The sequence below is a fragment of the Mesorhizobium neociceri genome, from assembly GCF_013520985.1.
Classification (GTDB): domain Bacteria; phylum Pseudomonadota; class Alphaproteobacteria; order Rhizobiales; family Rhizobiaceae; genus Mesorhizobium; species Mesorhizobium neociceri.
Genome location: NZ_JACDTY010000008.1, coordinates 161,800 through 174,369, shown reverse-complemented (window position 1 = coordinate 174,369; position 12,570 = coordinate 161,800). Strand labels below are relative to the sequence as shown.

Annotated in this window: 13 protein-coding genes; 8 read left to right on the top strand and 5 right to left on the bottom strand. The window is 64.8% G+C overall.

The features are described 5' to 3' along the window. Positions 1-139 precede the first annotated feature (139 nt). Positions 140-361, top strand: coding sequence for a hypothetical protein (locus H0241_RS18125; protein WP_023689120.1), 222 nt, complete (start codon positions 140-142; stop codon positions 359-361). Positions 362-514: 153 nt separating this feature from the next. Here H0241_RS18125 and H0241_RS18120 read toward each other — a convergent pair whose 3' ends face one another. Next, positions 515-1,021, bottom strand: coding sequence for an OsmC family protein (locus H0241_RS18120; protein WP_181059019.1), 507 nt, complete (start codon positions 1,019-1,021; stop codon positions 515-517). A 148-nt stretch (positions 1,022-1,169) separates the two neighbouring features. Between H0241_RS18120 and H0241_RS18115 the strand changes: the two genes are divergently transcribed. The 3 genes from H0241_RS18115 to H0241_RS18105 all read left to right on the top strand — a co-directional run bounded on the left by H0241_RS18115 (position 1,170) and on the right by H0241_RS18105 (position 4,672). Continuing rightward, the gene (locus H0241_RS18115; RefSeq protein ID WP_181059018.1) at positions 1,170-2,675 is read left to right on the top strand and encodes a S10 family peptidase; all 1,506 of its coding nucleotides are present in this window, start codon (positions 1,170-1,172) and stop codon (positions 2,673-2,675) included. A gap of 151 nt (positions 2,676-2,826) precedes the next feature. Continuing rightward, on the top strand, positions 2,827-3,714 hold the full coding sequence (locus H0241_RS18110; protein WP_181059017.1) for a DMT family transporter: 888 nt from the start codon (positions 2,827-2,829) through the stop codon (positions 3,712-3,714). A gap of 52 nt (positions 3,715-3,766) precedes the next feature. Next, positions 3,767-4,672 (top strand): DMT family transporter, encoded by a 906-nt coding sequence (locus H0241_RS18105; protein ID WP_181059016.1) that lies wholly within the window; start codon positions 3,767-3,769, stop codon positions 4,670-4,672. 150 nt (positions 4,673-4,822) lie between these two features. Here the strand turns inward: H0241_RS18105 and H0241_RS18100 are convergent, their stop codons facing one another. Beyond that, on the bottom strand, positions 4,823-5,686 hold the full coding sequence (locus tag H0241_RS18100) for a LysR substrate-binding domain-containing protein (RefSeq protein ID WP_181059015.1): 864 nt from the start codon (positions 5,684-5,686) through the stop codon (positions 4,823-4,825). 113 nt (positions 5,687-5,799) lie between these two features. Between H0241_RS18100 and H0241_RS18095 the strand changes: the two genes are divergently transcribed. Together H0241_RS18095 and H0241_RS18090 are read left to right on the top strand one after the other, a co-directional pair. Further along, the gene (locus H0241_RS18095) at positions 5,800-6,207 is read left to right on the top strand and encodes a tautomerase family protein (protein ID WP_181059014.1); all 408 of its coding nucleotides are present in this window, start codon (positions 5,800-5,802) and stop codon (positions 6,205-6,207) included. Positions 6,208-6,446: 239 nt separating this feature from the next. Then, positions 6,447-8,669: an AMP-binding protein gene (locus tag H0241_RS18090; RefSeq protein WP_181059013.1), complete on the top strand. Its 2,223-nt coding sequence runs from the start codon at positions 6,447-6,449 to the stop codon at positions 8,667-8,669. Between the two features lie 21 nt (positions 8,670-8,690). On the opposite strand, the gene H0241_RS18085 is transcribed toward H0241_RS18090, so the two are convergent. Beyond that, a complete protein-coding gene (locus tag H0241_RS18085; RefSeq protein ID WP_181059012.1) occupies positions 8,691-9,506 on the bottom strand; it encodes a CDP-alcohol phosphatidyltransferase family protein in 816 nt (271 codons plus the stop codon). 3 nt (positions 9,507-9,509) lie between these two features. Beyond that, positions 9,510-10,208 carry a phosphatidylserine decarboxylase gene (locus H0241_RS18080; RefSeq protein WP_112560773.1) on the bottom strand — a complete coding sequence of 233 codons (699 nt, stop codon included), beginning with the start codon at positions 10,206-10,208 and terminating at the stop codon, positions 9,510-9,512. Between the two features lie 253 nt (positions 10,209-10,461). Here H0241_RS18080 and H0241_RS18075 point away from each other — a divergent pair, with 253 nt between their 5' ends. Both H0241_RS18075 and H0241_RS18070 read left to right on the top strand, forming a co-directional pair. Further along, positions 10,462-11,226, top strand: coding sequence for a lysozyme inhibitor LprI family protein (locus tag H0241_RS18075; protein ID WP_181059011.1), 765 nt, complete (start codon positions 10,462-10,464; stop codon positions 11,224-11,226). Between the two features lie 27 nt (positions 11,227-11,253). Beyond that, entirely contained in the window at positions 11,254-12,126 is an 873-nt protein-coding gene (locus H0241_RS18070; RefSeq protein ID WP_181059010.1) for an SMP-30/gluconolactonase/LRE family protein, read from the top strand. Here H0241_RS18070 and H0241_RS18065 read toward each other — a convergent pair. Continuing rightward, entirely contained in the window at positions 12,105-12,452 is a 348-nt protein-coding gene (locus H0241_RS18065) for an antibiotic biosynthesis monooxygenase (RefSeq protein WP_181059009.1), read from the bottom strand. The genes H0241_RS18070 and H0241_RS18065 overlap by 22 nt on opposite strands. Positions 12,453-12,570: the final 118 nt, after the last annotated feature.

The window sequence follows — 12,570 nt, the reverse complement described above, 5'->3', positions numbered from 1 at the left end:
GAGAAGCCTGGGGGGAGCGGTTCTGTTCACGGGTCTGTGATGATCCGGCAAGTCCCTCCCCCGTCGCCCTGCTTTCGCCATCAGCCGGGAGTTGCTAGGGTCGATCCGACTCCGACATCCAGCAAAGCGAGGAATTCCCATGGCTGCTCCCAGCGTAGCATTGGTCTGGTACCTGGTGATCGCCGGCCCGCAAGGCGGCATGGTGGTTCTGCCCAGCACCTTCGACACCCGCGAACAGTGCACCAACGCCATCACCGAATATCAGAAGCAGCCGACCCCAGCCGGCTGGGCGGTCAACTGCGTGCCGAGCGCCTCGCCGTTCACGGACGAGGGTGATGCGGAAGAGCCGGCCGCGCAGTAGCGTAATCTCCCCCCTTGAGGGGGAGATGGCCGGCAGGCCAGAGGGGGTCGCCTCGCGTAGAGTGCCAACCTCCTTCGTCACAAAGGGCGTCGCGTCCAGTCGACCCGACCCCCTCTGTCGCCTTCGGCGACATCTCCCCCTCAAGGGGGGAGATCAGGCCCGCCCGCTCACTGTCAATTCCGGTTTGCTGTTGATGGTCTGGAACACCACGCAATAGCGTTCCGTCAGCTTGATCAGCGAATCGATGCGCTCCTGCGGTTCATCTGTGTCGAGGTTGAAATTCAGCCGGATGGTGCGGAAGCCGACGGGTGCATCTTTCGCCACACCCAGCGTGCCGCGAAAGTCGAGATCGCCTTCGGCCTCGACAGTGGCCGCGCCGAGCCTGAACTCCAGCGCGGTCGCCACCGCCTTCAGCGTCACGCCGGCGCACGCCACCAGCGCCTCGAGCAGCATGTCGCCTGAACACAGTTCGAGCCCGGAACCGCCAGTCGCCGGATGCAGGCCGGCCACGGCCAGTGCCCTGCCCGTCTCGACCTTGCAGGCAATCGACTGGTCGTCGATCGAACCTCTGGCGCGAAGCGTGATCAGCGCCTGCGCGGCATCGCCGCGATAGGTCTCCTTGAGCGGCGCCTGCATGGCTTTGAGTGCGGTGGCGTCCATGGTCCTGTCCTTTCGACGATCTTCGGCGCCTTGATAGCACCGAAATGCTGGCGGGACAGCAGCGCGAAGGAACGCAACGCTCGCGAAGAGTTACTTTGACTTCGACCGCCCGGACCATACCTATACGGGAGCCATTCCCGGAGGTCTCATGCGTGCCAGGCTGAAGCTCATTCCTGCAATTCTGATAGTGCTCGCCGGCCTCGCCCAGCCTGGCCTTGCCGAAACGCCCGAGCGCCCCGCCCCGACCGGCGGCGTGCTGTCGTTGCTGCCGGCGCCGCAGACCACCAGCCATTCAATCACCATTGCCGGACGCAAGCTGGACTACCAGGCAAAGGCGGGCACGCTGTCGCTGCTTTCCGGCAAGGGCGATGTCACGGCCGAAATCTTCTATGTCGCCTACACGCTGCCGCCGCTGGCGGGCGCGGAGAAGGCTCGCCCCGTCACCTTCGTCTTCAATGGCGGCCCCGGAGCGGCGTCCGCCTATCTGCATCTCGGCGCACTCGGTCCGCGCGTCATCGCGACCGGGGCCGACGGCCAATTCCTGCCGCCGCCGCAAAAGCTGATCGACAATCCCGACAGTTGGCTCGACATGACCGACCTCGTCTTCGTCGATCCGGTCGGCACCGGCTACAGCCGCGAAGCGCCCGGCCAGGACACGAAAGACTTCTGGGGTGTCAGCCAGGACGCCAGTTCGGTCGGCGCCTTCATCCGGCTTTATCTCGCCCAGAATGGCCGCACCGAGTCGCCGCTGTTTCTCGCTGGCGAAAGCTATGGCGGATTCCGTGCCGCTCTGCTCGCCAGAACCCTGCAGGAGGATGTTGGCCTCAGCCCCAACGGCATCGTGCTGATCTCGCCGGCGCTGGAGTTCACGCTGGTGCTGCCGGACGAATTCCAGCCGCTGCACTGGGCGCTGGAACTGCCGTCGCTGGCGGCGGTGCGCCTGCGTAGCGAGGGCGTCAACGGCGAGGCGCTGCGCGAGAAACTCGCCGAGATCGAGCACTATGCGTTGGGTGACTACCTCACCGCTCTGACCAGCGGGCTGGAACAGGGCGGGCGGCTGGCCAGCCAGCGCGTGGCCGAGATCACCGGCCTGCCGCTCGAGCTCGTGCAGCGCAATTTTGCTCGCATCCCGACCGGCCTTTTCGCGCGCGAATTCCAACGCGCCGGCGGCAAGGTGCTCAGTCCTTATGACGGCACGATTGCGACCAGCGATATCGCCCCCGAGAGCGCGCGCATCGCCGGCCCGGATCCGGTGCTCGACCGCAGCGTGCCGGTATTGACCTCGGCCTTTGTCGGCTATATCAGCGACGAGCTGAACTTTCGCACCGACGTCAGCTACCGGCTGCTCAATGGCGATGTCACCCACAATTGGGACTTTGGCAGCTCCCGGCAAGGCTATGCCGGGGTGATGGACGATCTGCAGCGCGCGCGTTCGCTCAACCCGGCGCTGGGCGTGGTGATCGTCAATGGCGACACCGACCTGGTCACGCCCTACCTGGCCTCACGCTATCTGGTGAACCAGCTCCCCACGCTCGCCAATGCAAAGCCTGTCCGCCTCGACGTCGTCGAAGGCGGCCACATGATGTATTTCAGGCCTGACGGCCGGCGCGCGCTGAAGGAGGCCGCTTCGGAGCTCTATCAGGCGACGCAGTGAACGACTTGGCCGCGCTGCCGGCAAGGCTGCGCCAACGTAAGGCCGGCGCTGGAGCAGCGCCGCGCTGGCTTTCGCCCGTATAGCTGACGCAAGCGGATCCGACAGGGGCCGGAGCCGCCTTCAATGTCTTTCTGACACAGGCCGACGCCGCATGGCCGATATCGCCATATTGGAAACCCGCGAAAGGGTGCTTGCCGGCATTCTGTTCACCGGCTGCGCCTATTTCCTGTTTTCGACGCAGGACGCCGCGATCAAGCTTCTGGTCGTCGGCATCAGCGTCTGGCAGATCATGTTCTTCCGCTCGATCACCGTGCTTATCGGTTGTGCGGCGATCGGCGGGCCGCGCCTCTTTACTGACGCGGCGCGCTCGCCCATCGTGCGGCCGATGCTGCTGCGCAGCGCTTTCACGCTCGGCGCCTGGCTCTGCTATTACAACGCCGCCCGCTCGCTGCAACTGGCCGAACTCACCACCATCTATTACGCCGCGCCGATCATCGTCACCGTGCTGTCGGTGGTGATGCTTGGCGAGAAGGTGCCGCTGCTGCGCTGGCTGGCGGTGTTCATCGGCTTCGTCGGCGTCTTCATCGCCTGTGATCCAGCCCATCTTGGCCTGTCCGCGCCGATGCTGCTGGTGCTGGCGGCGGCGGTGTTGTGGGGTATCGCCGTGGTGCTGTTGCGCAAGACGGCGATGGCCGAGCGGACGCTGATCCAGCTCGTGCTGAACAACTTCTACTTCCTGGTGTTTTCTGCGGTGCCGGCACTGCTGGTCTGGCAGATGCCGGACTGGCGCCAGCTGCTGCTTTTGATCAGCGTCGGCGCGCTCGGCGGCGTGGCGCAATTTATGCTGTTCGAAGGCATGAAGCGGGCGCCGGTGTCGATCGTGGCGCCGTTCGAATACACCTCGCTGGTCTGGGCCTTTGGGCTCGGCTTTGCCATCTGGGGCGACGTGCCGCGCCGTGAGGTGTTCCTGGGTGCGGCGCTGATCGTCGGCGCCGGCCTGCTGATCATCGGCAACGAGCATTTCCGCAAGCGGCTATGAGTATCCCCGTGCTGACAGAATGGTGGCAGGAGAAGACGGATACGCTGCTGAGATGACGGAAGCCCTCGACAGCCCAGGCACCACCGATACCGCTGCCGAGCGTACACTCGGCATCACGCTGGTGTCTGCGTCGGCTGCTTTCTTCGCCCTCACCGGCGTGCTGACCAAATCGATCCATGCCGACCCGCTGACCATCACCTGCTGGCGCGGCTTTGTCGGCTCGATCCTGATCACCTTCTATGTAATGTGGCGCCGACGCCGCTCCGGCGGGCGGGAAAGCCTCCGACTCGGCTGGCGTGGCTGGCTGCTGGCGGTCGAGGGTGCGGCCGCCAGCATCGCCTTCATCTCGGCGTTCAAGTTCACCTATGTCGCCAATGTCGCGGTCATCTACGCCACCGCGCCCTTCATCACCGCGCTGCTCGCCTTCGTTTTGGTGCGCGAGCCGTTCCGTGCGCAGACGCTTGTTGCTGCCGCCGTCTCCCTGTGCGGCGTGGCGATCATGGTCGGCTCGGGCTTCGGCACAGGCCATTTGTTCGGTGACGGGCTCGCTCTGCTGATGACCACCGGCAGCGCGCTCTGCATGATCATGGTGCGCGCCTTCCGCGACACGCCCGTGGTGTGGGCGGGCGCGGTGTCGGCCTTCCTGCTGTTCCTGTTCGGCTGGTTCGTTACCGACCCGCTGGCGGTGTCGGCCCGCGACGCCGTGCTTATCGCCTTCGGGGGATCGTTTGCAGCGGCGTCGATCCTGTGGACGGAAGGTTCGCGGCTCATCCCTGCACCCGAATCCGGCCTGCTCGGTGCCGCCGAAGTGCCGTTCGCGATCCTGTTCGCCTTCCTGTTCCTCGGTGAGATCGCGCCGGCCGCCAGCCTGATCGGCGGCGCCATCGTGCTGCGCGCGGTTTTTGCCCATGCGGGGCGCGACTGGCTGGTGGCGAGAAAAAGTGCGGCAACCCCATAATTATTTTCGGAGTCATGGAACCTTCATTCGACTCGGGCATTATTGGTGCGACGGGTCACCCCCCAAGTCCCCCCAAACCCCTCGACCCGTCTTCCTCAAAGCCGACCGTAAAGGTCGGCTTTTCTTTGAAAATCAGACTGCTAGGGGAAATCAGCTAGTAAGGCCGGGCAAAGCGAGGTTGTCGCTGAGCAAGGCGGCAAGGTCGCGCGCCGGCCGCTCGGCGCCCTGGCCGAGCCGGATGGCGAATTGCGCCATCGGTACCGGCGGCAGGCCGAGCTCGCGCGGCGCTTCGACGATACCGGAATGGGCAAATCGCGCCGTGCGCAAGGTCAGCGCAATGCCGGCATTGACCGCAGTGCGCAGGCCCGCAAGGCTGGCGCTGCCGGCGGCGATGCGATAGCGGCGGCCGGCGGCATCGAGGGTTGCGAGAGCGGCCTCGCGAAAGCCGCAATAGGGGTCGAGCAGCGCCAGCGGCAATTCCTCTTCCCGCACGGCAAGCCCCTTTTGCGAGCACAGCCACAGCATCGGCTCACTGAACAGCCCGACTTCGTCATTGGCCGGGGTTTTGCGCATGACAATGGCCAGATCGAGCTGCCCGGCCTGCAGCGCCTCGCCAAGCTCGGCCGAGCGGCCGACGCGCAATTCGATCCTGACGCGCGGATGGCTGGTCGCAAAGGCGCGCAGCAGCTCCGGCAGGCCGCTGTCGGCGAAATCCTGCGTCGTGCCGATGGCGACGCGGCCAGCGGCGCGCGCGCCCTTCAGCGCCAGCCAGGCCTCGCTGTGCACGGCAAGGATGCGGCGTGCATGGCCGACCAGATCCTCGCCGGCCGGCGTCAGGCCGCGCCCGCGCCCCTGCGCCACCAGCAGCGGTTCACCGACGATCTCCTCCAGGCGCTGCATCTGCGCCGTGACCGCCGAGGGCGAGCGGCCGACAACAGAGGCAGCCTGGGCCAATGAGCCGCCATCGACAAAGGCGAGGAAGGTTTTGAGCAAATCGGGATCGAGCACTTGCATACTTCGATAATACAGAACCTTTCATTCGAAACAATTCGATTTTTTTGATGCCAAGGTCGTGACATGGTCTCTCCAACGGCAAACAGACGCCGCTCAACCAAAAGGAGAGAAAAATGCCGATCATCAACATCAGCGTCACCGGCAAGCCCAACGCAAAACTGTCCGCTGCTATCGCCAAGGAAATCACCGAGCTGACGGCGACCCATCTGCGCAAGGACCCGACGATCACCGCGGCCGCCGTCAGCTATGTCGACCCGCAGCACTGGTTTGCCGGCGGCAAGTCGCTGGCCGAGCATGGCGCCAACACCTTCTGGCTCGACATCAAGGTGGTCGACGGCACCAACACCAAGCTGGAGCTGGAGGCCTATCTGAAGGCGATCTTTGATGGCTTTGGCAAACTTCTGGGCAATGTGCATGAGGAGAGCTACGCCTTCGTGCACGAGGTTCCAGCCGCCGCCTATGGCTATGGCGGCAAGAGCCAGGAATTTCGGTTCATCAGTGGGCGGCTTAAGGCGGCTTGAGCGTGCGGCAGCCCTTGCCTTCTCCCCCAGCGCTGAGACGGATGAGGGGTGTTCCAGCGGAGTGAGACGCTGGCGTTCCCTGGAACACCCCTCATCCGTCGCCTGCGGCGACACCTTCTCCCACAGGGGGAGAAGGGGAAGCTTGTCCCTCCCACATTGACCTTGCCCCCCATTGCGTTACCCTCTCCTCCCGAAGCGGACGAAGAGCCGCGATACCGGAACGTTGGGAGAGACGCGGCATGATCCTGACACTGGCGCTGCTTGCAGGTCTCGTGCTGGCCTGGCTGCTGATTGGCGCGATCGAGACCTTTCGCCTCGACCTGCGCTTCACCCAGGCGCTGCTCTACGTGCCGTTCAAGCTTGCCTACCGGATCGAGGACCGGCGCATCCGCATTGCGCGCAATACGCCGACGCCGGTGATCTATGTGGTCTCGCACCAATCGCGCTTCGAGCCGGCGTTGATGCTGTCGCTGCTGCCGGACGACACGCTGCACATTCTCGATGAGGCCTCCGCCCGCTCGCCCTGGCTGGAGCCGTGGCGCGAGCTCGGCCGCACCATCGCCTTCAACGCCGAGCATCTCTTCGTCAGCCGCCGGCTGGTGCGGGTGCTGAAGGGCAAAGGCCGGCTTGCCGTCTATCTGCCCGATGACGTCGAGCCCGACGTGAAGTCATTTCGCCTCTTCCGCGCCGTCACCCGCATCGCCATGCAGGCCGACGCCCGCATCGTGCCGATCTTCGTTGCCGGCGCGCGCGACCTGCCGGTGTCCCTGACGCCGAAAGACCGGGCGCCCCGCCACTGGTTGCCAAAACTGTCGATCAGCGTGCTGGAGCCGATGACGATTGCCGAGCTGGTGGCGCGCAATCCCGACCAGGCCTCCAACACCAATGCGCTGTTCGACCGCATCGCCGAGGCCAGGCTTTTCGGCAGCAACCTCGATCGCGGCCTGTTCCTGGCCATGCGCGATGCAGCCGATCGCACCGGCGCCTCGCATCCGATCATCGAGGACGTGATCAGCGGCTCGCTCAGCTACCGAAAAATGTTCATCGGCGCGCGCGTGCTTGGCCGCCGTTTCGAGGCTATGACAGCGCCCGGCGAAGCGGTCGGGGTGTTGCTGCCCAATACCAATGGCGTGGTGCTGTCCTTCGTCGGCCTGCTTTCGGCTGGCCGGGTGGCGGCGATGATCAACTACACCGCAGGGCCGGCCAGCGTCACCGCCGCGGTGCGCACGGCAGTGATCCGCACCGTCATCTCCTCGCGCGCGTTCGTCGAGAAGGCCGCGCTTGCCGACATCATCGCTGCTGTCGAGGCCGGCGGCGCCAAAATGCTGTGGCTGGAGGATGTGCGCGCAAGCGTCACAACGCTGGAGAAGCTGACCGCGGCCGCCCTATGGCGCTTTCCGCTGCAGCGGCAGGATGCGGCGAAGCCCGCGGTGATCCTGTTCACCTCGGGTTCCGAAGGCATGCCAAAGGCCGTGGTGCTGTCGCACCGCAACCTCCACGCCAACGCCATGCAGGCCGAAGCACGCATCACCATTTCGCCGTCCGACATCCTGCTCAACGTGCTGCCGGTGTTTCACTCTTTCGGCCTGACCGGCGGCACCATCCTGCCGCTGGTGACCGGGGTAAAACTGTTCCTCTACCCCTCGCCGCTGCACTACAAGATCATCCCGGAGATCGCGCGCAAGGTGAAGCCGACCATCATGTTCGGCACCGACACGTTCCTCGCCAATTACGCCCGCACCGCCAAGGATGGCGATTTCTCCAGCCTGCGCTTTGTCGTTGCCGGCGCCGAAGCGGTGAAGCCGGAGACGCGGCGCGTCTACCGCGAGCGCTTCGACGCCTCGATCATCGAGGGTTTCGGCCTGACCGAAGCCGCACCCGTCGTTGCCGTCAACACTGCCATCCATGGCCGTGACGGCACGGTCGGGCGGCTGCTGCCGGCGATGCGCATGAAGCTCGAACCGGTCGAAGGCATCGAAGACGCCGGCAGGCTGTGGCTCGACGGGCCGAATTTGATGATGGGCTATATGACGGCCGACCGTCCCGGCGAATTGCAGCCGCTGGACGGCTGGCACGACACCGGCGACATCGTCTCGGTCGACCGCGAAGGCTTCATCACCATTCGCGGCCGGGCAAAACGCTTCGCCAAGATCGCCGGCGAAATGGTGTCGTTGGGCGCGGTCGAGATGCTGGTGCAGTCGCTGTGGCCGGAAGAGCACCACGCCGCGGTGGCCGTGCCGGACAAGAGGCGCGGCGAGCGCATCGTGCTGGTCACCACCGCCGACGATGCCGACCCGGAAGAGCTGCGCAAGTTCGGCAAGCAGGCAGGCGCGGCTGAGTTGATGGTGCCCAACGACATCGTCAAGGTGGACGAGATCCCGGTGCTGGGCTCGGGCAAGACGGATTATGTCTCGACGCGGAAGCTGGCGATCGAAAAGCTGGGGCTGGGCGTCGCGGCTTGAGGGCGGCCGGACAGCTGGCCTCTACCCGATATCCGAAGGCGGCACTTTTTCGCCCTCGCGCAGGGCGCGCTTGGAATAGGCACGCACGCTGAAGGGCAGGAAGATGAGATAGCCCGCGACCGAGGCGGTCAGCGTGTACCAGGGATAGGTCATCAGCAGCAGCACGTAGAGCACCACCGCGAGGATGATCGGCAGCACCTTGTCACCCGGCACTTTCAGGCTTTTGCCCGAATAGACCGGCAGCCGGCTGACCAGCAGGAAGGCGACCAGGATGGTGAAGCCGGTGGCGACGAAGGCGGCGGGACGGCTGGGTTCAACGCCAACGCGCAGGAACGACAAATAGAGCGGCAGCATGACCAGCACGGCGCCTGCCGGCGCCGGCACGCCGACGAAATATTCGCTCTGCCAGATCGGGCGATCGTGGTCCTCGTCGAGCACGTTGAAGCGCGCTAGCCGCAAACCGCAGGCGATGGCGAACAGCAGCACCGCGATCCAGCCCGGCGATCCCGCACGGTCGAGCAGAAAGGCATAGAGCACCAAAGCGGGCGCGACACCGAAATTGACGATGTCGGCGAGCGAATCCATCTGCGCGCCGAATTTGGATGTCGCCTTCAGCATGCGCGCCAAGCGCCCGTCTATGCCGTCGAGGAAGGCGGCGAGAAGCACCATCACCACTGCCGGCTCGAAGCGGCCTTCGAAGCCGAAGCGGATGCCGGACAGGCCGGCGCAGATGGCAAGCACGGTGACGAGATTGGGCAGCACCATGCGCATCGGGATTTCGCGGATGCGCGGGCCGCCGCTGCCGTGAGCCTCGAATTTTTTGAACGGCGCGCCCACCGCTTACGAAATCCTGACGAGCGGGGTTGCGGCGATGCCGCCGAATTCGGCGAGCACGGTTTCGCCACCGACCGCGGTCTGGCCGACGGCGACACGCGGCACGGCGGTCGAAGGCAGGAAGACGTCGACGCGCGAGCCGAAGCGGATCAGGCCGAAGCGTTCGCCGATGGCGATCGAGCCGCCGGTCTCGGCCCAGCAGACGATGCGCCGCGCCACCAAGCCGGCGATCTGGACGGCGGCCACGGTGCCGTTGGGGCTGTCGATGACCAACCCGTTGCGCTCATTTTCCGAACTTGCCTTGTCGAGTTCGGCATTGAGGAACTTGCCTGGCCGATGCTCGATTTTCGTGATGCGGCCGCGCACCGGGGCGCGATTCACGTGGCAGGAAAAGACGTTCATGAACACCGAGATGCGGGTCATTTCGGTGTTGCCGAGGCCGAGTTCGCGCGGCGGCACAGCTGGCCCGACCGCCGAGATGATGCCGTCGGCGGGGCTGACCACCAACCGGTCGTCGACCGGCGTGACACGCTCGGGATCGCGAAAGAAATAGACGCACCAGGCGGTCAGGATCAGGCCGATCCAGAACAGCACCGAGGAGAAATAGCCGAGGAACAGCGTGCCCGCGCCAAAGGCGGCAATGAACGGATAGCCCTCGCGATGGATCGGAACGAAGGCATTTTTGACCGAGTCGACTAGGCTCATTGGGTGGAGCTCATGGGATAGGGCGGTCCCTGTTTCAGGTCCGGCCTCAATACCGGAAAGGCTCCGTCGTCGCAACGCAACATTGGGCAAGGCTGCATTGGCCACGGCCGGCAGCGACGGCGACGTGCTTGCCGGTCGGCGGCTTTGCCGCCAGAATTCAAGCCACCGCTGGCTGAATGCGCGGCGAAAAGGCCGACTGCCCACGATGCCGAAATCAGGAAAAGCGCACCACCCTGCCACGCGATTGGCAGCCATGGGTGCCGTTTTGACCGTACTCTTGGCAGCGAGCGACCACGCAGCGGCACAAGGCAAGCCGTCCTTCGACTGCGCCAAGGCTGCGAGTGTCGCGGAAAAGGCGATCTGTGCAGATCCGACTCTGGCGCAAGCCGATGCCGAGGTGGCGAAGAATTATGCCGCGCTGCTGAAGACGCTTGATGCTCCTGCCGGCAAGGCGCTACGGGACGATCAGAGCGACTTCATCGCGTATCGCGATCAGATCGCCGGCTTCAACGAGAACACGCCCAAGGACCAGCAGACCTTCGATCTCGGCGAATTCCTGCATGGCCGCGCGGCCTTCCTGGCCGGCATCCGCAAGCCGGCGGACGCCGGCTTCATCGGCACATGGAGCAGCGTGCGTGGCTCGGTCGAGATCAAGGCAGCAGGCACACTGGCAAGCTCGAGATTTCGGCGGAGATCGTCACCAATCCTGTCTCGGGAAGCGGTGCGTGCGACATTGGTGGCACGATCGAGAAGCGCAAGACCCTGCGGCTGGTCGACACCGACGACAACGACAAACCGACCGGGTTCGTCTTCACCTTTCGCCGCGATGGTGATGCGCTCACCATCGAGCAGGACGGCACCGGTAAGGACGACAGATCGGAGCCGCCATCATGCGGCGCCCAACGGCCATGCCGATGGCACGTTCTTCCTGACGCAGAAAAACAGTAGGCTTGTTGTCGGCGAACCGCGCCCTCGCCCGTCCTTGGTGAGACGGCGCCGATTATGGTCATTGCCATGACGGCGCTCACAACAAGGAGTTCCCCAAATGCAGAACCAAACGCGTCTCGTTACCGCCGGCCTCGCTTTCGGGGAGTCGCCGCGCTGGCATGACGGACGCCTGTGGGTCTGCAACTGGGGCACCGGCGAGATCGTCGCCGTCGATGGCGATGGCAAGAGCGAGGTCGTGCTCACCGTGCCGGCGATCCTGCCCTATTCCATCGACTGGCTGCCGGACGGCCGGCTGCTGGTCATTTCGGGGCGCGACGGGTTGCTGCTGCGGCAGGAGGCGGATGGAAGCCTCGTCACCGATGCCGATCTCCGGTCGCTGTCGAATAGCCCGTGGAACGAGATTGTCGTCGACGGGCGCGGCAATATCTATGTCAATGGCGGCGGGCCGGCGCCGGCGCCGGGCGAGCATTTCGGGCCGGGCACCATTGTGCTGATCACGCCCGACGGCACAATCCGGCAAGTGGCCGAAAACATCGCCTTTGCCAATGGCATGGCAGTGACGCCGGACAACAAGACGCTGATCATCGCGGAGTCGCACGCCAACCGGCTGACCGCTTTCGACATCGCCGCCGATGGCAGCCTTTCCAATCGCCGCGTCTGGGCCGATCTCGATGGGTTTCCCGACGGCATCTGCCTCGATGCCGAAGGTGCCGCCTGGTATGCCGACGTGCCAAACAAGCGCTGCGTGCGGGTGCGCGAAGGCGGCGAGGTCTTGCAGACCGTCAATGCCGATCGCGGCTGCTTTGCCTGCATGCTCGGCGGCCCGGATGGCAAAACGCTGTTCATCACCGCCGCCGAATGGCGCGGCTTCGAACACATGGTCAGTGACGCCCGCACCGGCCAGGTGCTGAGCGCCGAAGCGCCAGCACCTGGCGTCGGCTGGCCGTCTTACATCTCAGGCAGACGCTGATAGTTGGCGATATCGGCCTTCACACCCAGCCGAGCGATGGTCTCCTGCGGATTGAATGCGACGCGCTCATGCGCGGCCTTGACGATCGGCACCACTCTGTCGACGGCCGCCTGGCTTTCCCATTCGACTATGGTGACCAGGTTGAACTCGCCCGGACCGGAAAACTGCTCAAGCAGGAAATCCTGCACAAAGCCCTGCTGCTGACGCAGCAACTCATGTGTCATCCTGACCTTGGTGAGGATTTCCTGCCGGGCCTCGACCGGAACGACGAACTTGTCGACCCGGAATACGCTCCCCTTGTCATGCTGCTGATTTAGTTGATCCATTTCAATCTGACTCCGTTCTTGAACGACGTGGGTTCGGTGGCTCAGGAACGGGTTTGCGATCTCAACTTAGGTTGAGGTCAAGACGGAAAATCACGAGCGTTCTTCCTTCTCCCCTTGT